The sequence below is a fragment of the Cupriavidus sp. USMAA2-4 genome (genome assembly GCF_001854305.1).
Classification (GTDB): Bacteria; Pseudomonadota; Gammaproteobacteria; order Burkholderiales; family Burkholderiaceae; genus Cupriavidus; species Cupriavidus malaysiensis.
Genome location: NZ_CP017748.1, coordinates 360,923 through 380,825 on the forward strand (window position 1 = coordinate 360,923; position 19,903 = coordinate 380,825).

The window sequence follows — 19,903 nt, forward strand, 5'->3', positions numbered from 1 at the left end:
GCTTGACTCCCGTGGCGGCCTGCGCCGCCATGCTCTGTTGGCTTGCCGCGTTCATGCCAGCTCCGTCGCGGCCGGCTGTCCGGCATGGAAGCAGCGCACCTGGCGCAAGGCACCCTGTGCAGCGGCCGGGCCGGCCGCCTCCAGCTCCGGCTGGCGTGCGCACGCCGCCGAGGCGCGCGGGCAGCGCGCGGCGAAGGCACAGCCCGGCGGCAGCGCCAGCAGGTCCGGCGTCATGCCGGGAATCTGGCGCAGGCGCCGGCGCTCGCGGTTCAGGCTGGGGAGGCTGCCGATCAGGCCGGCGGTGTAGGGATGCAGCGGCTGGTCGAGCACGGCGTCGACCGGCCCGTGCTCGACGATGCGGCCGGCGTACATCACGGCCACGTCGTCGGCCAGGCCGGCCACCACCGACAGGTCGTGCGTGATCCAGATCAGCGAGGTGCCGTGCTGGCGCACCAGGCGCTGCACCTCGGACAGGATCTGCGCCTGGATGGTGACGTCCAGTGCCGTGGTGGGCTCGTCGGCGATGATCAGGTCGGGCCGGTGCAGCAGCGCAATGGCGATGGCCACGCGCTGGCGCATGCCGCCCGACAACTGGTGCGGGTAGGCGCGCAGCCGTTCCTCGGGGCTGGGAATGCCCATCAGGCCGAGCGTGTCGCGCGCCAGTTCGCGCGCCTGCGCCTTGCTGGCGCCGCTGTGCGCGCGCACCGCCTCGATCATCTGCGCCTCCACCCGCATCACCGGGTTCAGCGTCATCATCGGGTCCTGGAAGATCATGGCGATGCGGTTGCCCTGCAGGCGCCGCAGCTCGGGCGCGGGCATGGCGACCAGGTCGCGGCCCTGGAAGCGGATCTCGCCGGCGGCGATGCGCCCGGGCGGGTCCACCAGGCCCATGATGGAGAAGCCCGTGACCGATTTGCCCGAGCCGGACTCGCCGACCAGGCCGAGGATGCGGCCGCGCTCCAGCGTGAAGGAAACGCCGTCGACCGCCGGCAGCACGCCGGCGCGGGTATGGAAATGGGTGCGCAGCCCGCGCACCTCGAGCGTCGGGGCCGCCGTCGCGGCGGGGTTGGGCATGGCGCTGGCGCTCATTTCTGCCACCTCGGGTTGAGCACCTCGCGCAGGCGGTCGGCCACCAGGTTGATGGCGACCACGGTCAGCAGCAGCGCGATGCCGGGGAAGAAGCTGATCCAGTAGGCGTCGGACAGCATGAACTGGTAGCCGTTGGCGATCAGCAGGCCGAGCGACGGCTCGGTGACCGGCACGCCCAGGCCGAGGAAGGACAGCGTGGCCTCCAGCGTGATGGCGCGCGCGACCTGCAGCGAGGCGATCACGATCAGCGGCGGCAGGCAGTTCGGCAGGATATGGCCGGTGACGATGCGCCAGCCCGGGATGCCCTGGCCGCGCGCGGCCTCGACGTACTCGCGCCGGCTCTCGACCAGCGCCTGGCCGCGCGCGGTGCGGGCATAGTAGGCCCACTCCAGCACCACCAGCGTCAGGATCACGTTGCCGATGCCCTTGCCGAGGAAGGCCAGCATCATCATCGCGACCAGGATGGCGGGAAAGGACAGCAGCAGGTCGACCGTGCGCATGATCAGGCTGTCGACGCGGCCGCCCGCGTAGGCCGCCAACAGCCCCAGCAGGGTGCCCAGCACGCCGGCGATGGCGGCCGAGCCCACGCCCACCGTCAGGCTGATGCGCAGGCCGTAGAGGATCGCCGACCACAGGTCGCGGCCCTGGCCGTCAGTGCCGAGCCAGTAGGTGTAGGTGCCGGCGCCGTTGGGCGTGCCCGGCGCCAGCCGCGCATCGAGCACGTCGAGCTGGAGCAGGTCATAGGGGTTCTGCGGCGACAGCAGCGGCGCGGCCAGCGCGGCCAGCAGCAGGGCGGCCAGCAGTACCAGTCCGCCCAGGGCCAGGCGCGAGCCGAAGAAGTCCCCGGCCACGCGGCGCCAGGGCGCCTGCTGCCGTGCCGGCACGGCGGCGGCCGGCGGCGCCGCCGGGGAGGTTGTCGTTTGCGGCGTGCTCATGGCGTGGGCTCCAGCCGCACGCGCGGGTCGAGCAGCTTGTAGAGGATGTCGACGATCAGGTTCAGCGTCACGAACAGGCACACCACCACCATCAGGTAAGAGACGATGACCGGGCGGTCGAGCGCGTTGATGCTGTCCAGGATCAGCTTGCCGGCGCCGGGCCAGGCGAAGATGTTCTCGGTCACCACGGCGAAGGCGATGGTGGAGCCGAACTCCAGGCCCAGCACCGTCACCAGCGGGATCAGGGTGTTGCGCAGCACGTGGCCCAGCACCACGCGCAGCGGCGACAGGCCCTTGGCGCGGGCGAAGCGCACCCACTCCTGCGGCAGCACCTCGCGCACGCCGGCGCAGGTCAGGCGCAGCACCAGCGAGACCTTGAACAGCGCCAGGTTCAGCGCCGGCAGCACGAGGTGGCGCAGCCCGTCGGTGGTCAGCCAGGACCACTGCACGCCCAGCCACTGCGCGGTCTCGCCGCGCCCGCCAGAGGGCAGCCAGCCCAGCTTGACGCTGAAGGCCATGATCAGCATCAGGCCGACCCAGAAGGTCGGCAGCGAGAAGCCGACGATGCTGCCGGCCATCAGCAGGCGCGACAGCGGATGCTGGGGATAGAGCCCGGCGAACAGGCCGAGCGGCACGCCCAGCACCACCGCCAGCAGCAGCGCCGCCACCGCCAGCTCGAAGGTGGCCGGCAGGCGCTGCAGGATCAGCTCCACCGCCGGCACGCTGTAGACGAAGCTGTTGCCCAGGTTGCCGTGCAGCGCGCCGGTGACGAAGGCCAGGTATTGCCGCCACAGCGGCTGGTCCAGCCCGAGCTGGGCGATGATGCGGGCACGGTCGGCCTGGTCGGCGTCCTGGCCGATCAGGATGTCGACCGGATTGCCGATGGCGTGCAGGCCGGCGAAGACGATCACCGTCATCACCAGCACCACCAGAAGGGCCTGCGCCAGGCGGCGCGCCAGCCAGCGGCTCACGAGGCCTGCTCCGCGACGCCCGGCGCGGGCGCCGGTGTCCATTCGTCGCCGAACACCTCGGGCTCGGCGAAGGCCTCCATGGCCGCGTAGTGCAGTTCGATGTCTTCCTGGTAGAGCAGGCCGGCGATGCCTTGCCCGAGCCGGCGCGCCCCCTCGCTGATGGCGGGGATGTCGCCCGAGACGGTGCCGTGCGACAGCGCGGCGGGGTAGCAGAAGCAGTGGATGCGCGACAGGCCGGGGCAGGCGCCGGGCCGGTTCTCCAGGAACTCGAAAGCCGGCCCCAGGTCGGGCGAGTCGGACAACTCCTGGTCTTCCTGGCCCGCGCGGGGCGTGTAGCGGTCGCGCCAGAAGCGGATATGGGGTGCGATCGCGGCGAATTCGGGGCGGGTTTCCAGGGCGATGCGGAAGCCGGTCGAGAAGATGAGGAAATCCAGCTCGAACACGCCCTTGGGGGTTTGCACGCGCAGGCCGGCGCCGGCGGGCTCGAGGCCCTCGATCGGGCAGCCCAGGTGGAAGCGCGCGTTGGGGTGGCGCGACACGCGCAGCGTGCTGCCGCGCGGGGGCGGCACCTGCTGGCTGTTGATGTAATGGCGGATGCGCCATTTCCATGCATCGGACAGGCCAGGGTGGCCATGCGTCAGGCCCGGGCTGCCGGCCCCCTTGCCCTTGTTGACGCGCGGGATGTCGGCGCGGCGGATCAACAGGTCGACGCTGGCGGCGCCGGCCTCCAGCGCGGTGGCGGCGCTATCCATGGCCGAGGCCCCCGCGCCCACCACGCCGACGCGCTTGCCGCGCAGGGTGGCGTAGTCCATCGCGTCGGACGAGTGCGCCCACAGCGCGCGCGGCAGCGCCTGCGCGAACGGCGGCACATAGGCACCGCCGAGGCCGTCGCGGCCGGTGGCGAGCACCACGCGGCGCGCCAGCACGGTGCGCTCGCCCTGCGGCGTGCGCAGGCGCAGGGCCACCAAGCCGTCGGCGCGGGGCTGCACCGCCAGCACGGTGTGTTCATTGCTGAGGTCCAGCGCCAGCACGCGGCGGTACCAGCGCAGGTAGTCCATCCACTGCAGGCGCGGGATCTTGTCGAGCGCTTCCCACGCCGCCGTGCCGAACTGGGCCTCGTACCAGGCGCGGAAGGTCAGCGCCGGCAAGCCCAGCGCGGGGCCGGTCAGCTGCTTGGGCGAGCGCAGCGTTTCCATGCGCGCGGTGGTGGCCCAGGGGCCCTCGAAGCCTTCCGGCGAGCGGTCGAAGATGTGTGCCGTGATGCCCAGGTGCTTGAGCGTGGCCGCCGCCGCCAGGCCCGCCATGCCGCCGCCGACGACGGCGACATCGAGCACTTCGGCGCCTTGCTCGTGGCGCGGCATGGTCCAGCGCCTGGCCGGCAGTTCGAGCCAGGACAGGTCCTGGCGCAGGCGCGCTTCCAGCGCGGCCAGGCCGTCCGGCGCGTCCGCACTGGCAGGGCCCGGGGTGAGATCGTCGGCGCAAGTCTGGGTCATGATGTCTTGGGTTCGGGTTCCGGATCGTTGGGGGTGGCGCCGTCGGCGTCTTCGGCATCGGCATCGGCCACGCCGTCGCCATAGAGGCTCTGCAGCAGCGTGCCGTGCTGTTCCGGGCCGCGCAGCACGAAGTCGGGCAGCAGCCCGCGCGCGGCTTCGGCCAGGCGGGCGATCAGCGCCTGCGCGGCGGCGTCCGCCGGTCGCGCCTGGGGCGTGATGACGCCGAAGTAGAAGGGAATGTCGGCATCGATCGGGCGCACCACGATGTCGGCCAGCGGCACGCCGCGCGCCGTCACCGGCTCCAGCACGGCGATGCCCAGCCCCGCGCGCACGGCGCTGAGCGCGTTCAGCGAGGAGTTGGTGTCGATCAGCGCGGCCGGCACCACGCCGGCGCGCGCGAAGGCCGCGTCCAGGCGGCGGCGCAGGCGGAAGGGATTGTGCATGGTGACGATGCGCCGGCCCGAGCAGGCCGCCAGCGGCACCACCGCATGCGCGGCGAGCGGATCGTCGGCACGCAGGGCCACCACGCAGGCGGCCTGGCCGATCCAGTGCACGGTCACGCCGCGGTGTTCGAGCGGCAGGCTGGTGACGCCCAGTTCGGCGGCGCCGGTCAGCACCGCATGGACCACCTTCTCCGGCGAGACGCTGGTCAGGTGGACCTGGCCGGGCGCATCCCCGCCGGCCAGGGCGGCGGGCAGCAGGCCGGCGGCCAGCGCCGGGGTGGCCGCCACCCGCAGCGAGCGGCGTGCCTCCTGGGCCAGTTCGGCCGCGCGGGCGCGTACCTGCTGCAGGCCGGCGAGCGCCTGCTCGACCTCCTCATAGAGCAGGAAGCCCCGCTCGGTCGGACTGACGCGGGGGCCGCTGCGGGCGAACAAGGCGAAACCCAGTTCGCTTTCGAGTTCCTGGATCAGCCGGGTGATGGCGGGCTGGGAACGGCCGAGCAGACGCCCGGCGGCTGTCACGCTGCCGCTCGTCATCACCGCCGCGAAGGCTTCCAGTTGCCGGATCTCCATCCCGTCGCCTTATCCCGTTCCGTATTCCGTCCCGCCACCACGGCCGGCCGCCGCTGGCGGGAGCCGTCGTCGGGCATCCCTTGGCACGGGGGCGGCACAGGTGGTCCTGTGTGGTTTATGCGTTTTCTGGATTCTTATCCAGCAAGCATGCGAAATGCAAATACTATTTCGGTATGTGCTCATGCGGCGTATCGGACAGCCCATGGCTCGCGGCGTTCTGCGGCGGCGTATCATGCACGGCAAGCCCGGCGCCATGCGTGGTTCGGCAGCCGGCCCCGCCCATCCAGCCGACGAGGTGTTCTGCTTGGATTCCCGCCCGCGAAGTCCAGCGCCGTGCCACGGGACCCGGCTCGCGGTCCTGCTGTGCGTCCTGCTGTGCCCGCTGCTGCTGTGCACGGCCGCCCTGGGGGAAACCCTGAGGATCGGCTCCAAGCGCTTTACCGAGTCCTACCTGCTCGGCGAGATCCTGGCCCGCACTGCCGGCGCCGCCGGGCCGGCCGAGCATGTGGCGGGCCTCGGCAATACCGCCATCGTGTTCGCCGCGCTCGCCTCCGGGCGCATCGACCTCTATCCGGACTACACCGGCACGGTGGCCGTGGAGATCCTCGGCCTGCCGCCGGATGCCGGGCTGGAGCAGATCAACCGCGCGCTCGCGCCGCGCGGCCTGGGGGCGGCCATTCCGTTCGGTTTCGAGGACGGCTATGCGCTGGCCGTGAGCGACACCACGGCTCAGCAACTGGGCCTGCGCACGCTCGGCGACCTGGCCCGCCATCCCGCCTTGCGCTTCGGCCTGACGCACGAGTTCCTCGGCCGCGCCGACGGCTGGCCCGGCCTGGCCCGCCGCTACGGGCTGCCGCAGCGCCCGCTCGGGCTCGACCACGGCATCGCCTACGAGGCGCTGGCGGCCGGGCAGGTCGACGTCATCGACATCTACTCGACCGATGCCAAGATCCGCCGCTATGGCCTGCGCGTGCTGCAGGACGAACGCGGCTTCTTTCCGCGCTACGCCGCGGTGGTGCTGTACCGCCTGGACGTGCCGCGGCGCTTTCCGCGGGCCTGGCAGGCCTTGCAGGGTTTGTCGGGGCGCATCGACGCGGCGCGCATGATCGGTATGAATGCGGCGGCGGAACTGGACGGGCAGTCGTTCGCGGCCATCGCCGGCGCCTTCGTTGCCACGCTGCCGGGCCATGCGCCGGCGTCCGCGGCGACGGCGCGCCACGAACGTGCCGGCCTGGCCGGCACCCTGCTGGACGCGGAGACGCTGCGCCTGACGCGGCGCCACCTGGCGCTGGTGGCGGGCGCGGTCGGTGCCGCCGTTGCGGCCGGAGTGCCGCTGGGCATCGTCGCCGCACGCCGGCGCAGGCTGGGCCAGGTAGTGCTGGCGCTGGTGGGCATGCTGCAGACGGTGCCGTCGCTGGCGCTGCTGGCCATGCTGATCCCGCTGCTTGGCCGCATCGGCTTGTGGCCGGCCCTGGTGGCGCTGTTCCTCTATGCGCTGCTGCCCATCGTGCGCAATACCTGCACCGGCCTGCAGCAGGTGCCGCGCGGCATGTCGGAGGCCGCCATGGCGCTGGGCTTCACGCCCGCCCAGTGCCTGCGCTACGTGGAACTGCCGCTGGCCCTGCCGGTGCTGCTGGCGGGCGTGAAGACCGCCGCCATCATCAGCGTGGGCACCGCCACCATCGCCGCCTTCGTCGGCGCGGGCGGCTACGGCGAGCGCATCGTCACCGGGCTGGCGCTCAACGACACCGTGCTGCTGCTGGCCGGGGCGATCCCGGCGGCCGTCCTGGCGCTGCTGCTGCAGGGCGGATTCGAGGGGCTGGAACACTGGCTGCAGCGGCGCCTGCGCGCGGCGCCTCGCTGACCGGGGACAGCGTTCGCGGCAAGGCTACTGCGCGGCGGCCAGCCGGCCCAGCGTGGCGATCGCCGCTTCGCTGCGGGGGCTCCACAGCTGCCCGAAATTGAGCCGCACGCAGTGGCGGTGGCCCTGGCGCGCGGAGAAGATCGGACCGGGCGCGATGCCGATGCCTTCCTCCAGCGCGGCCCGGTGCAGCGCCAGCGCATCGAAGCCGGCCTCGAACTCCACCCAGAGGAAATAGCCGCCGTCGGGGCGGGAGACACGGACCGAGGCGGGGAAATGGCGTGCGATGGCCTGGCGCATCTGGCCCTGCTGCATCTCCAGCACATGGCGCAGGCGGCGCAGGTGCTTGTCGTAGCCGCCGTGCTGCAGGTATTCGGCGAGCGCCTGCTGGGCCGGGACCGCCGCCGACAGGGTGGTCATCAGTTTCATGCGCTGGATGGGCTCGCCGAATCGGCCGGGCGCGACCCAGCCGATGCGGAATCCGGGCGCCAGCGTCTTGGAGAAGGAACTGCAATGCATCACCAGGCCCTGCGTGTCGAAGGCCTTGGCCGGCAGCGGGCAGCGGCTGCCGTAGTAGAGCTCGCCGTAGACGTCGTCCTCGATCAGCGGTACCTGGTGGCGCGCCAGCAGCGCCACCAGTTCGCGCTTGCGCGCCTCGTCCATGCTGGCGCCCATCGGGTTCTGGAACTGGGTCATGAACCAGCAGGCGCGCACCGGATGGCGCCGCAGCGCTTCGGCCAGCGCGGCGAGGTCGATGCCCTGCTGCGGGTGCACGGGAATCTCGACCGCCTTGAGCCGCAGCCGCTCCAGTGCCTGCAGGGCGGCGTAGAAGCCGGGCGACTCGATGGCGATGACGTCGCCCGGCCGGGCCACCGCCATCAGGCACAGGTTGAGCGCTTCGAGCGCGCCGTTGGTGACGATGATGTCCTCGGCCGCCTGCGGCACGCCGGCGCCGAGATAGCGCAGCGCGATCTGCTGCCGCAGCACGGTATTGCCCGGGGGCAGGTCGTCGACGGACTGCCAGGGATCGATCTCGCGGCCGGCGCGCGCCAGCGACTTGCCGAGCCGTTCCCAGGGAAACAGCTCGGGAGCCGGGAAGGCCGAGCCGAACTGCACCATGCGCTGGTCGGCGGCAGCCTCCAGTACGGCGAAGACCAGCTTGGACACGTCCACCTCGGTCGAGGCGCGGCGCGTGCGGCGCGCGGCGGGACGCGGCAACGGCAGGCCGGCGGCGCCGGCCACGTAGTAGCCGGAACGCTCGCGCGCGCGCACCAGGCCACGCTCTTCGAGCCGGTAGTAGGCCTGGAATGCGGTCGACGGGCTTACGCCGTACTGCGCGACGGTCTTGCGGATCGACGGCATGCGGGTGCCGGGCGGCAGGTTGCCGGCGCGGATATCGCGGGCGAGAATCTCGGCCAGTTCCTCGTAGCGCTTCATGGGAGCAAGGGGGGCGGAGCAGGGGACGACGAGGCGCCCTGCCTGCGATCTGATACGCAAGATTATGGCAGAACTGATTCTGTTCCCGAGGCCGGCGGCGCGGCAGAATAGCGCGCAGGGGCGTATCCGTATCCGTGCCCTGCGGACGGTCCGCCGCATTGGAACAAGGAGCCGTCATGCATCCGTTGAGACTGGTCAGCGCCGTACTGTGGGGATTTCTCGGCCTGCGCCGTGGCAGCGAACACCAGCGCGACCTGCAGAGCCTGAAGCCTGTGCACCTGCTGGCCACGGGCATCGCCCTGGCCGGCGTGCTGGTGCTGTGCCTGCTGATGCTGGCACGCTGGGCGGTGGCGCACGCCTGAGGGCGGCCTGCCGCATCCCCGCGGCATGCGGCTGGCGGTCCGGAAGGCGGCAGGACAAGACGACAAGATAACAAGAAGAACCGGGGGCAGAGACAACTCCATGGCAAACCGACCGCGGCGCATGCCATCGCTGCGCGCCTTGCTGCGCAAGCATTTTCCTGACGCCCTGCTGGTGCTGCTGCTCGCCCTGCTGCTGGCGGCGCCGCAGGCGCATGCAGGCGACGGCGCGGCCGCGGCGCCCGCCGATGCGGTGGCGCAGGTGGCGCGCGGCCGCTACCTGGCGCGCATCGCCAACTGCGCGGCCTGCCACACGGCGCCGGGCGGCGCGCCGTTTGCCGGGGGTGTGGTCCTGCGCACGGGACTCGGCACCATCCCGTCGACCAATATCACGCCAGACGCGGACACCGGCATCGGCGCCTACTCGCTGGCCGAGTTCGACCGAGCGCTGCGCCAGGGCGTGGCGCGTGGCGGCAAGCGGCTCTATCCGGCCATGCCCTATCCCTCCTACGCGCGCATGACGGCCGAGGACGTCGCGGCGCTGTACGCCTACCTGCGTGCCGAAGTGCGGCCGGTGCGCCAGCGCCAGCCCGCGCCGCAGCTGCGCTGGCCCTTCGGCATGCGTTCCCTGCTGGTGGTGTGGAACCTGTTCTTCCTCGAAGCGCCGGCGGACAGGGCGTCGCCACGCGCGGCCGTCGCGGGCGGCGACGCGCAATGGCGCCGCGGCGCCTACCTGGTGCAGGCCGTGGGACATTGCGGCGCCTGCCATACGCCGCGCGGCCTGCTGCATGCGGAACAGGGCAGCGACGAGCGCAGCCAGAGCTTCCTCGCGGGGGCCAGCGTCGAGGGCTGGTCCGCCGGCAACCTGCGCGGCGACAAGCTGAGCGGCCTGGGCGGCTGGTCGCGCGAGGAAGTCGCTGAATACCTGCGTACCGGGCGCAATATCCATGCGACATCCTTCGGGCCCATGTCGGGCGTGATCGCCGCCTCCACCCAGCATATGACGCCGCAGGACCTGGACGCGATGGCCGCCTACCTCAAGAGCCTGCCCGGCGTGCGCGGGGAGAGCGCGCCGTTCCGCTACGATCCTGCCACCGCGCAGGCGCTGCTGCAGGGGCGCTTCGACGCGCCGGGAGCGCGGCTGTACGGGCAGTACTGCATGCCCTGCCACGGCGCCGGCGGCAAGGGCTTCGCGCGGGTGTTCCCGCCGCTGGCGGGCAATCCGGCGGTACTCGACCCCGATCCGTCCTCGCTGGTCAACCTGCTGCTGGGCGGCGCCGTGACCGCGGCCGTCGACACTGCCGCGACCGACTACCACATGCCCGGCTACGGCTGGGCGCTCAACGACCAGGAACTGGCCGACGTGCTGGGCTTCGTGCGCGGCGGCTGGGGCAACCGCGCCGCGCCGGTGCGCGACAGCGAGGTCGCGGCGCGGCGCGCTGCCCTGGGCATCCGCCTCGAAGCCGAAGCCAGCCGCTGACACCCAAGCCGAGCCATGACCATCACGCGACGAGACTTTCTCAACGGCAGCGCGCTCGCGCTGGGCACGGCGTTCACGCCCGGCTGGCTGCGCGCGGCCCAGGCCGGTGACGGCGGGGCCGGCTATCCCCCGGCCTTGACCGGCCTGCGCGGCAGCCAGCCCGGCAGCTACACGCTGGCGCACAGCCTGGCGCGCGAAGGGGTGCGCTATCCCGGTGTGATGGCGCGCGAGGCCTATGACCTCGTGGTGGTCGGCAGCGGCATCAGCGGGCTGGCGGCGGCCTGGTTCTACCAGCGCCGCCACGGACCCGGCGCGCGCATCCTGATCCTCGACAACCACGACGACTTCGGCGGCCACGCGCGCCGCAACGAGTTCACTGTGCGCGGCCGCCTGCTGGTCAGCTATGGCGGCAGCGCCGAGATGCCGGCCGGCGCCGCCGGCAGCGCCGCGCTGCGCACGCTGCTCGATGGCATCGGGCTCGCCCCGGGCGCGGGTGCGCCCGCGGCGGAGCCCTGGCAAGGCTCGGGACTCGGGCGGGCGGTGTTCTTCGATCGCGAGCACTTCGGCGCGGATCGCCTGGTGGCCGGGGATCCTTTCGGCCAGCCCTTCGGCGGGGCCCCGGCCGCGCAGGGCGGGCCGCCGGCGCCCGACGCGGTGCGCCGCTTCCTGGCCGCCGCGCCGCTGCCCGCGGCAGATCGCGAGGCCCTGGCACGGCTGGCCGAAGGGCGCACCGACTACCTCGCGGGCATGGCGGCCGACGACCGGGCAGGCTATCTGCGCCGCACGCGCTATGCGCTTTTCCTGCGCGACAAGGCGGGCCTCGGGCTGGCGGGCGTGCGTTTCCTGCGCAGCCGCAGCAACGACAGCTACGCGCTCGACGCCGATGGCATCTCCATATGGGATGCGCTGGGTATCGGCCTGCCCGCCGGGGCCGGCATGCCGGCGGTGCCGCCGGACGCGCGGCTGGGCAAGTCGCCCGCATCCCGGCTGCTCCATGCCGATGGCAATGCGTCGATCGCGCGCGGCCTGGTAAGGGACCTGATCCCCGCAGTCGCGCCGGGCGCCGGGGCGCTGGCGCAGGCCCGCTTCGATTATGACCGCCTCGACCGCGATGGCGCGCCGGTGCGGCTGCGCCTGAACAGCACCGCCGTGGCGGTCGAGCCGGGCAGCCACATCGCGCGCGTCACCTATGGCTGGCAGGGCAACCTGCACCGCGTGGAGGCCCGCCATGTGGTGCTGGCCGGCTACAACATGATGGTGCCCTTCCTGATGCCCGGGCTGCCGGCCGCGCAGCGGGCGGCCCTGCGCGACGAAGTCAAGGCGCCGCTGGTCTACACCAAGGTGGCGCTCGACAACTGGCAGGCCTTTGCCGCGCTCGGTGCCGGGCGTATCCATGCGCCGACGCTGCCCTACAGCGACCTGTGGCTGGAGGCCGGCCCCGGCGCGCGACCGCAGGACCCGGTGGTGCTGCACATGCTCTATGTGCCGACGGTGCCGGACAGCGGCATGCGGGCACGCGAGCGTTTCCGCGCCGGACGCGCGCTACTGCTCGGCACGCCGTTCGTGGAGCTGGAACGCGCCATCCGCTCCCAGCTCGACCGGCTGCTCGCGCCTGCCGGCAGCAGCGCGGCGCAACTGGTGCGGGCCATCACCGTCAACCGCTGGTCGCACGGCTACAGCTACCGGCCTTCCAGCGTCGATGGCGATGATGCGGGCACGGCCGCGCAGCAGGCGGCGCGGGCAGGCGTGGGCAATGTCGCGCTGGCCGGCGCCGACAGCGGGGGCAGCCCGTCGCTGGTCGCCGCGGTCGAGCAGGCCTGGCGCGCGGTGGAATCGCTGCCGGCCTGAGTCCGCCAGGCGCTGCGCCGGATTGCCGAAAATCCAGGTGGCGCACGCACCTGGATGGGGATTCATGCCCATAAATCGGGATGTGTTTGCACCATCTTGACGATTTCTGAAATGTGTGGGTGAAACTGCTTCAATTCGTTCCGATGCTGCCGATACAAGCCACGACGATGGCTTGATCAAGGCATGACGATGACCCGATGGTTGAATCCCGCGGTGCGCCTGATGGCGGCACTCAGCATCTCGCGCAAGCTGCTGTTGCTTGCACTCTTGTTCCTGTTGCCGCTGGCCGGCGCCATGTCGCTGGTCTTCCAGGCCTCGCTCGCCGAGCTGAAGACCGCGCGCGCCGAGGTGCGCGGGCTCGCCGCGGTCGAGCGTGCGCTGGAGATGATGCGCCAGGTGCAGATCCGGCGTGGTGCCGCCGCGGCGGTGCAGGCAGGCAACGTTGCCTTCCGGGCCACCTACGAGGCAGCCGACGCGCGTGCCGGAGAGCAGGCGGCGCAGCTCGCGGCCGACGCGCGCGGCTTCGGCCTCGATGCCCAGGCCGGCGCCCTCGAAGAGGCATGGCGCACCCTCAAGACCGAAGGCCTGCAGGCACCGGCGTCCACCCTGTTCGCGCAGCACAGCGCACTGGTCAGGCAACTGCGGCTCTATGTGGGCGATCTCGGCGACCGCTCGGAGCTGGCGCTGGACCCGGATGCGGGGTCGTACTACCTGATCAACCTGATGCTCGGGACCATGCCCAGGCTGGCGGAGTTCACCGCGCTGGCGCGCGGCCGCGGTACCGCCATCATCAGCCAGGGCGGTTTCGCCGAGAGCGCGCAGCAGGCCGGGCTGGGCGCGCTCAGCGAGCAGATACAGGAGGCGGTGGAGACGGTCAGGCGCGACGCCGAGCGCGTGAGCGCGGCCGCGCCAGGCTACCGCGCCGAGGTGGAGGCGGCCAAGGCGCGCCTGGCGGCGGTCGATGGATTCTCGGTGACCCTGAAGGACAGGCTGCTGGGCCGCGACGGTATCCGCATCGAGGCCAAGGCGTATTTCGACGAGGCCACCGCTGCCATCGACGCCATCGGCGCGACCAATCGCGCCTTCGGCGCCAGTGCCCATGCCATGCTGGAAGCGCGTATCGGCGCGGTGCAGGACAAGCTGGCGTGGATGTGCGCGCTGGCGCTGCTCACCGTCGGCGCCGCTTTCTACCTGTTCGCGGGCTTCTGCCGTGGCGTGGGCGAAGACCTGCGCGGGATCGCCGCCTGGGTCGAGCGGATCGGCGCGGGCGACCTGCGCGCCGAACTGGTGGTGCGCGGGCGCGACGAATTCAGCGATATCCGGCGCCACCTGCAAGTCCTGCTGCGCTCCTGGCAGGACACCGTGCGCGAGACGCGCGCCGGCGCGGAGCAGGTGCTGGTGGCTGCGGGAGAGATCGCGCAAGGCAACCTGGACCTGTCTCAGCGCACCGAGCAGCAGGCGGCCTCGCTGCAGGAGACCGCGGCCAGCATGGAACAGCTGACCGCCATCGTGAAACAGAATGCCGGCCATGCCGGCGAGGCCAGCACGCTGGCGGCCGAGGCGGCCGGCGTCGCGGGCCGTGGCGGCGACGCGATCCGGCACCTGCTCGACACCATGCGGCACATCGCGGCCGACTCCCACCGCATCGAGGACATCACTGGCGTGATCGACGGCATCGCCTTCCAGACCAATATCCTGGCGCTCAATGCCGCCGTCGAGGCGGCCCGGGCGGGCGAGCACGGGCGCGGTTTCGCCGTGGTGGCGGCCGAGGTCCGCAACCTGGCACAACGCGCGGGTACCTCGGCCAAGGAGATCGCCGCGCTGATCGCGCAGTCGGCGCAGCGCGTGGCGCACGGCGCCGGACTGGTCGAGCAGGCCAGCCAGACCATCGGCGAGGCGATCACGGCGGTGTCCCGCGTCGACACCGTCATGACCGAGATCAGCCGTGCCTCGGCCGAGCAGAGCGGCGGCATCGCCCAGGTCAACCAGGCCGTGGTGCAGATGGACCAGGCGACGCAGCAGAATGCCTCGCTGGTCGAGCAGGCAGCCGCCGCCGCCGCGATGCTGAAGGAGCAGGCCGAGCGGATGGAGGCGCTGGTCGGCCGCTTCCACCTCGATCACGCACCGGTACCGGTTGCGTCACTGCTGCAGGCCTGACACCGGATGCCGGGAGCACGGCACGGGCGCCCGATTGGCGCTCAATGGGCCCGTGAGGCCTGTCCGGATGCGCCGAGGATGGTGCGGATGCGCGCCAGGTAGCGCTCGCCGACGGCGAGGTCGGCACGCCGCGCCTCGGCTCGCAAATCCACGCGTGCGGGTGGCCGGATCGACAGCGCGCGGCAGAGGCTGGACAGATATGGCTTGCGTTCGCCGCCGAGCCGCCTGGCAGCCTCGGCCAGCGCCGCGTCGCCGATGCGTCGGCGCAGCCAGGCCAGGACCTGGCGGTCATATTCGTTCTGCACCCGGACCAGATGTTCCATGATGGCCTCGCGCATGTATATCCATACAGTACCTGTAAATATATACAGTATCGAGGCGAAATCAAGCACGACAAGACGCGCTGCTGCCAGTTTCGGCAGGCAGCGTGAATGGCAATGACGGCAACAGGATGCCCGCGGAGCGAGGTCGATGCAGGCGATGTCCTGCGGCGATATAGGCTGCAGCTCTTCCGCGCGACGGAATCGCGCTGAGGCCGGCGCCGGTGGCGCCTAGGCCCGTTTGATCAGCCGGAGGAGGAAGAGCAGTACCACGGCGCCGATCACCGCCGTGATGATCGAGCCGATCATGCCGCCGCCGAACGAGATGCCCAGCAGGCCGGCCAACCAGCCGCCGACGATGGCGCCGACGATCCCGACGAGGATGTCGACCAGCAGTCCGAAGCCGCCGCCCTTGACCAGCACCCCCGCCAGCCATCCGGCGACCGCACCGATCACCAGCCAAGCAATCAGGCCATGTTGCATCGTTGTTCTCCTGGCTGTTGTCCATGTGGCACCGCATCAGACATCACTCTAGGTGAATTTGTGCGGGCCGGTGGCGGGATCTGGCGGGAATGAGGAGACCTCCCGGTCTTCGTCGTAGATTGGTGCCGCTGTTCACTCCGGCTGGCACGCCAAGGGATCTGGTGCAGAAACTGAACGCCGCGATCGCCGATGCCCTCCGGCAGCCCGATGTGATGGCGAAGATGAGGCTGCAGGGGCTGGAACCCTATGGCAATTCGCCGGAGGAGTTCGCCGCCTGGATCGAAGGGCAGGCGCGGCTGTGGGCGCGCGTGATCCGCGATTCGGGTGTGAAGCCCGAGTAAGGGAAGAAGAGCGGGGCCGGGTGCTCAAGCGGGATGCGCGAGGCACCGCGGCCTCGATCGTCATAGCCACAGGACGTGCTGGAGGATGCTGAGAGCCCATCGGCGGTCGTGGCAACGATGATGGATCTCTCGATCCGTGCCAATAGTTAGACAGAAGCATAATTATGTCTAAAGATTGTTTCGAAAAGTATTAAACAATACGTATTACGTAGTAATAAATGATCATTCTTGGTGCGAGGATGCCAGGGATCGAGGGATGCCATCGTCGCTGCCGCGCAGAAGGGGAAATCGCTGCCGTGTGTGGGTGGGGGCGTCGGAGCCGCCAAGGTTGGGGATGTCCACGTGCCGCCTGAGTGGAAGGTGGATCAACGCAACCACCCGGCCAGCCGTGCTTGCCGCGACGTTGCGAACGAACGGCGCGCTGCGCGAGATCGACCAGTGACCCGGTGCCCGCCAGGCGCCGGCGCGGTGGCGGGCAACCAGCGTGGCGAGCCGACGGCACGCCAGGGGCAGGCCGCAGCAGGTGGCCCGGCGCAATGGACCTGTCGTGGAGTGGCGGGTCTCCGGGTCTCGAGACGATGGTGTTTCATTGCACTACGCGAGCCCGCGAGCCTGGCGGCGCGGCCACTGTCCTTTGCCCCATTCGCGGCCCGCGGGCGGAAGATGCTGTTGCGCCCGCGGCTTGCGCTGGAAGCCTTCGTCAGTTCGATATGCCTGTCGACATTCGAGCAAGGGGCAACGCGCCAGCGGAAGTGGGCGGGGAATGAGCGAAGCCCACTGTTGATCTACATCATCCTCAAAACGTGGCGGGGGACTACTGTTGAAATCGGGGTTTGTTGAGTTAACTTCGAGCCGGATCGCTTACCTGACCAGTCTCCCTGGAGCACGCCATGACCGACCAACTTGCCGTTTGGCATGCCGATCATATCCATTTCTCCACGCTGCTCGATCTGCTGGAAGAGCAGGTGATCGCCTTTCACCGGGGAGCGCAGCCGAACTATGGTTTGATGGGCGAGATCATCTATTACATGCGGAACTTTGGCGATCGTGTCCACCATCCGCGCGAGGATGTCGCGTACGCCCTGCTCGTCGAGCGGGATCCCGGCATGCAGATCGTGGTCAGCCGGCTTCTGCAAGAGCATCGCGTGATTGCCACGGTGGGCGAGGAATTCCTGAGCCGTCTCAATGAAGCGGAGCGGGATATGATCACGTCGCGCGCGGCCCTGGAAGCGGCTGTGGCCATGTATCTCGTGTACTACCGCAATCATCTTTCCACCGAGGAAAGGCACGTCATGCCGCGCGCAGCGCAACTGCTGACCGAGCAGGACTGGGCGGAAGTCGCGGCTACCGTTCCAGGCAGCCCCGATCCTCTCTTTGGGGAGAGTGTGCAGGAGCGCTTCACGGCATTGCGCAAGCAGATCGAGCGTGATGCGAGAGCGCCCATTCAGGAAGTGCACTAGGGCCTTGATCGCGTGAAAAGAAGCCTGGCATCAATTGAAAGGCCCGATGAACGCCTCTGAATCATAGGAGCCGGGAGAATGATCCTGGCGGAGTGCATTGCTCCTTCAGGTCGACTCTTCAGATATTGAGGCGGTACTCGACCGGATTCAGCTTCCTGCTCTTTGAAACGTCACGCAGGAGCCGATGCCGCCGATGCCGATAGGCAATGATGTGCTGTCAGCCTTTCCTGGCGGATCTGTCGCTTCGGCGACGGGGTACGGCGGCAGCGAGCAGGCCGAACTCGGTGGCGTTCAGGCCGAAGGCTGCTTCAGGAGGGGCGATGACGCCGGACATCATCCAGACCATGAAGCGGACGGTGAAGGCCAGCGTGCAGACGACGAGAACGCGCCAGGCATGCCGGGCGTCCTGTCTCGGAGGGAAGTGGAAACCATGTCCTCGCAGTGCTTGTTGGCGTCGGATACATCCAGCCGGCGCCGTTCTCACCCGGATCGGTGTCCCGGCGTTCAAGTGTCAAAAGCGACGCTTTTCATTTTTCGGCTTGCAAGTCAGTCATCGAGGGACTAGTATTCGCTCCCTCGCTCGCAGCGCACCGCGTGACGGGGAGGGAATGGCAGGATTGGCGCGGCTCGAATGAGTGCGGCGTCCGAATAAAGAAATTCTAGAAATCGCTTGATTGATCTCGAAAAATTCTTTATAGTCTCGTTCCTTCGCTGCAGACATAACGCAGCGGCAACGCAAACCGGCAAAGCCGGATGTGGCCCGAGAGGGTGGTTCTTTAACAAACAAACACCGATAAGTGTGGGTGCTTGATAATGAATGCGGAAGACCCCGGTCTTCTAGCTTGCAAGTTATCAGTGCTCGCACAGTAAACATGTTTGGTTTCGTCTTCGGACGGAGCCAGTCAGTTTTCTGAGAGTGAGCGACCGCTCGAAAGAGCGAGGTTTGCGCAGGCAACTGCGCGGAACCACACAGAGATTGAACTGAAGAGTTTGATCCTGGCTCAGATTGAACGCTGGCGGCATGCCTTACACATGCAAGTCGAACGGCAGCGCGGACTTCGGTCTGGCGGCGAGTGGCGAACGGGTGAGTAATACATCGGAACGTGCCCTGTTGTGGGGGATAACTAGTCGAAAGATTAGCTAATACCGCATACGACCTGAGGGTGAAAGCGGGGGACCGCAAGGCCTCGCGCAATAGGAGCGGCCGATGTCTGATTAGCTAGTTGGTGAGGTAAAGGCTCACCAAGGCGACGATCAGTAGCTGGTCTGAGAGGACGATCAGCCACACTGGGACTGAGACACGGCCCAGACTCCTACGGGAGGCAGCAGTGGGGAATTTTGGACAATGGGGGCAACCCTGATCCAGCAATGCCGCGTGTGTGAAGAAGGCCTTCGGGTTGTAAAGCACTTTTGTCCGGAAAGAAATCCTTTGGGCTAATACCCCGGAGGGATGACGGTACCGGAAGAATAAGCACCGGCTAACTACGTGCCAGCAGCCGCGGTAATACGTAGGGTGCGAGCGTTAATCGGAATTACTGGGCGTAAAGCGTGCGCAGGCGGTTTTGTAAGACAGGCGTGAAATCCCCGGGCTCAACCTGGGAATGGCGCTTGTGACTGCAAGGCTAGAGTGCGTCAGAGGGGGGTAGAATTCCACGTGTAGCAGTGAAATGCGTAGAGATGTGGAGGAATACCGATGGCGAAGGCAGCCCCCTGGGACGTGACTGACGCTCATGCACGAAAGCGTGGGGAGCAAACAGGATTAGATACCCTGGTAGTCCACGCCCTAAACGATGTCAACTAGTTGTTGGGGATTCATTTCTTCAGTAACGAAGCTAACGCGTGAAGTTGACCGCCTGGGGAGTACGGTCGCAAGATTAAAACTCAAAGGAATTGACGGGGACCCGCACAAGCGGTGGATGATGTGGATTAATTCGATGCAACGCGAAAAACCTTACCTACCCTTGACATGCCACTAACGAAGCAGAGATGCATTAGGTGCCCGAAAGGGAAAGTGGACACAGGTGCTGCATGGCTGTCGTCAGCTCGTGTCGTGAGATGTTGGGTTAAGTCCCGCAACGAGCGCAACCCTTGTCTCTAGTTGCTACGAAAGGGCACTCTAGAGAGACTGCCGGTGACAAACCGGAGGAAGGTGGGGATGACGTCAAGTCCTCATGGCCCTTATGGGTAGGGCTTCACACGTCATACAATGGTGCGTACAGAGGGTTGCCAACCCGCGAGGGGGAGCTAATCCCAGAAAACGCATCGTAGTCCGGATCGTAGTCTGCAACTCGACTACGTGAAGCTGGAATCGCTAGTAATCGCGGATCAGCATGCCGCGGTGAATACGTTCCCGGGTCTTGTACACACCGCCCGTCACACCATGGGAGTGGGTTTTGCCAGAAGTAGTTAGCCTAACCGCAAGGAGGGCGATTACCACGGCAGGGTTCATGACTGGGGTGAAGTCGTAACAAGGTAGCCGTACCGGAAGGTGCGGCTGGATCACCTCCTTTCCAGAGCGTGCATTCCGAGTCGAGCACTCACACTTATCGGTTGTTTGTTGTTGCGGCCAGGACATGGCCAAATGCAAGTGCTTGATATCGAGCGCTTGCATTTGGCATTGCCAAGCGAAGAAATTCGGCTGTTCTTTAACAATATG

The 19,903-nt window shown here is 68.8% G+C and carries 15 protein-coding genes, 1 rRNA gene and 1 pseudogene; 8 read left to right on the forward strand and 9 right to left on the reverse strand.

From position 1 onward, the window contains the following. Positions 1–51 precede the first annotated feature (51 nt). Genes BKK79_RS01695 through BKK79_RS01715 form a run of 5 tightly spaced genes read right to left on the reverse strand, consistent with a single transcriptional unit; the run spans position 52 to position 5,501 of the window. Positions 52–1,089, reverse strand: coding sequence for an ABC transporter ATP-binding protein (locus BKK79_RS01695; RefSeq protein WP_232346251.1), 1,038 nt, complete (start codon positions 1,087–1,089; stop codon positions 52–54). Further along, positions 1,086–2,024 (reverse strand): ABC transporter permease, encoded by a 939-nt coding sequence (locus BKK79_RS01700; protein ID WP_071012773.1) that lies wholly within the window; start codon positions 2,022–2,024, stop codon positions 1,086–1,088. The genes BKK79_RS01695 and BKK79_RS01700 overlap by 4 nt, the downstream gene beginning before the upstream one ends. Beyond that, on the reverse strand, positions 2,021–2,995 hold the full coding sequence (locus BKK79_RS01705) for an ABC transporter permease (protein WP_071016348.1): 975 nt from the start codon (positions 2,993–2,995) through the stop codon (positions 2,021–2,023). The genes BKK79_RS01700 and BKK79_RS01705 overlap by 4 nt, the downstream gene beginning before the upstream one ends. Continuing rightward, positions 2,992–4,488, reverse strand: coding sequence for a flavin-containing monooxygenase (locus tag BKK79_RS01710; RefSeq protein ID WP_071012772.1), 1,497 nt, complete (start codon positions 4,486–4,488; stop codon positions 2,992–2,994). The genes BKK79_RS01705 and BKK79_RS01710 overlap by 4 nt, the downstream gene beginning before the upstream one ends. After that, complete coding sequence (locus BKK79_RS01715; RefSeq protein WP_071036929.1) at positions 4,485–5,501, reverse strand: LysR family transcriptional regulator; 1,017 nt, start codon at positions 5,499–5,501, stop codon at positions 4,485–4,487. Before BKK79_RS01715 ends, BKK79_RS01710 begins: the two co-directional genes overlap by 4 nt. A 232-nt stretch (positions 5,502–5,733) precedes the next feature. Between BKK79_RS01715 and BKK79_RS01720 the strand changes: the two genes are divergently transcribed. Further along, on the forward strand, positions 5,734–7,365 hold the full coding sequence (locus BKK79_RS01720) for an ABC transporter permease/substrate-binding protein (protein WP_232346252.1): 1,632 nt from the start codon (positions 5,734–5,736) through the stop codon (positions 7,363–7,365). A 24-nt stretch (positions 7,366–7,389) separates the two neighbouring features. Here the strand turns inward: BKK79_RS01720 and BKK79_RS01725 are convergent, their stop codons facing one another. Next, a complete protein-coding gene (locus BKK79_RS01725; protein ID WP_071036930.1) occupies positions 7,390–8,799 on the reverse strand; it encodes an aminotransferase-like domain-containing protein in 1,410 nt (469 codons plus the stop codon). 176 nt (positions 8,800–8,975) lie between these two features. Between BKK79_RS01725 and BKK79_RS01730 the strand changes: the two genes are divergently transcribed. The 4 genes from BKK79_RS01730 to BKK79_RS01745 all read left to right on the forward strand — a co-directional run bounded on the left by BKK79_RS01730 (position 8,976) and on the right by BKK79_RS01745 (position 14,643). Continuing rightward, positions 8,976–9,161 (forward strand): DUF2970 domain-containing protein, encoded by a 186-nt coding sequence (locus BKK79_RS01730; RefSeq protein ID WP_071012766.1) that lies wholly within the window; start codon positions 8,976–8,978, stop codon positions 9,159–9,161. Positions 9,162–9,282: 121 nt separating this feature from the next. Continuing rightward, positions 9,283–10,638: a cytochrome c gene (locus BKK79_RS01735; RefSeq protein WP_084084400.1), complete on the forward strand. Its 1,356-nt coding sequence runs from the start codon at positions 9,283–9,285 to the stop codon at positions 10,636–10,638. Positions 10,639–10,653: 15 nt separating this feature from the next. Continuing rightward, positions 10,654–12,486, forward strand: a complete 1,833-nt coding sequence (locus tag BKK79_RS01740) for an NAD(P)-binding protein (RefSeq protein ID WP_071036931.1) — start codon at positions 10,654–10,656, stop codon at positions 12,484–12,486. A 183-nt stretch (positions 12,487–12,669) separates the two neighbouring features. Continuing rightward, on the forward strand, positions 12,670–14,643 hold the full coding sequence (locus BKK79_RS01745) for a methyl-accepting chemotaxis protein (RefSeq protein WP_232346254.1): 1,974 nt from the start codon (positions 12,670–12,672) through the stop codon (positions 14,641–14,643). A 41-nt stretch (positions 14,644–14,684) separates the two neighbouring features. Here BKK79_RS01745 and BKK79_RS01750 read toward each other — a convergent pair whose 3' ends face one another. Then, on the reverse strand, positions 14,685–14,966 hold the full coding sequence (locus tag BKK79_RS01750; protein ID WP_071016343.1) for a hypothetical protein: 282 nt from the start codon (positions 14,964–14,966) through the stop codon (positions 14,685–14,687). 228 nt (positions 14,967–15,194) lie between these two features. Further along, positions 15,195–15,446 carry a GlsB/YeaQ/YmgE family stress response membrane protein gene (locus tag BKK79_RS01755; protein WP_071036933.1) on the reverse strand — a complete coding sequence of 84 codons (252 nt, stop codon included), beginning with the start codon at positions 15,444–15,446 and terminating at the stop codon, positions 15,195–15,197. A gap of 89 nt (positions 15,447–15,535) precedes the next feature. Here BKK79_RS01755 and BKK79_RS01760 point away from each other — a divergent pair, with 89 nt between their 5' ends. Both BKK79_RS01760 and BKK79_RS01765 read left to right on the forward strand, forming a co-directional pair. Further along, positions 15,536–15,787: a tripartite tricarboxylate transporter substrate-binding protein gene (locus BKK79_RS01760; RefSeq protein WP_084084402.1), complete on the forward strand. Its 252-nt coding sequence runs from the start codon at positions 15,536–15,538 to the stop codon at positions 15,785–15,787. Between the two features lie 890 nt (positions 15,788–16,677). Then, entirely contained in the window at positions 16,678–17,247 is a 570-nt protein-coding gene (locus BKK79_RS01765; protein ID WP_071012756.1) for a hemerythrin domain-containing protein, read from the forward strand. A 262-nt stretch (positions 17,248–17,509) separates the two neighbouring features. Here BKK79_RS01765 and BKK79_RS41415 read toward each other — a convergent pair. Continuing rightward, a pseudogene (locus BKK79_RS41415) lies at positions 17,510–17,689 on the reverse strand (hypothetical protein); the annotation flags it as partial. Positions 17,690–18,225: 536 nt separating this feature from the next. On the opposite strand from BKK79_RS41415, the gene BKK79_RS01770 reads away from it, so the two are divergent. Next, positions 18,226–19,757 (forward strand): 16S ribosomal RNA (locus tag BKK79_RS01770). Positions 19,758–19,903: the final 146 nt, after the last annotated feature.

Coding starts and splice junctions, on each gene's coding strand:
- BKK79_RS01720 (WP_232346252.1), top strand. CDS start 5,734: ATGCACGGCAAGCCCGGCGCCATGCGTGGTTCGGCAGCCGGCCCCGCC.
- BKK79_RS01740 (WP_071036931.1), top strand. CDS start 10,654: ATGACCATCACGCGACGAGACTTTCTCAACGGCAGCGCGCTCGCGCTG.
- BKK79_RS01765 (WP_071012756.1), top strand. CDS start 16,678: ATGACCGACCAACTTGCCGTTTGGCATGCCGATCATATCCATTTCTCC.
- BKK79_RS01745 (WP_232346254.1), top strand. CDS start 12,670: ATGACGATGACCCGATGGTTGAATCCCGCGGTGCGCCTGATGGCGGCA.
- BKK79_RS01710 (WP_071012772.1), bottom strand. CDS start 4,488: ATGACCCAGACTTGCGCCGACGATCTCACCCCGGGCCCTGCCAGTGCG.
- BKK79_RS01730 (WP_071012766.1), top strand. CDS start 8,976: ATGCATCCGTTGAGACTGGTCAGCGCCGTACTGTGGGGATTTCTCGGC.
- BKK79_RS01755 (WP_071036933.1), bottom strand. CDS start 15,446: ATGCAACATGGCCTGATTGCTTGGCTGGTGATCGGTGCGGTCGCCGGA.
- BKK79_RS01715 (WP_071036929.1), bottom strand. CDS start 5,501: ATGGAGATCCGGCAACTGGAAGCCTTCGCGGCGGTGATGACGAGCGGC.
- BKK79_RS01750 (WP_071016343.1), bottom strand. CDS start 14,966: ATGGAACATCTGGTCCGGGTGCAGAACGAATATGACCGCCAGGTCCTG.
- BKK79_RS01695 (WP_232346251.1), bottom strand. CDS start 1,089: ATGAGCGCCAGCGCCATGCCCAACCCCGCCGCGACGGCGGCCCCGACG.
- BKK79_RS01700 (WP_071012773.1), bottom strand. CDS start 2,024: ATGAGCACGCCGCAAACGACAACCTCCCCGGCGGCGCCGCCGGCCGCC.
- BKK79_RS01725 (WP_071036930.1), bottom strand. CDS start 8,799: ATGAAGCGCTACGAGGAACTGGCCGAGATTCTCGCCCGCGATATCCGC.
- BKK79_RS01760 (WP_084084402.1), top strand. CDS start 15,536: ATGAGGAGACCTCCCGGTCTTCGTCGTAGATTGGTGCCGCTGTTCACT.
- BKK79_RS01735 (WP_084084400.1), top strand. CDS start 9,283: ATGCCATCGCTGCGCGCCTTGCTGCGCAAGCATTTTCCTGACGCCCTG.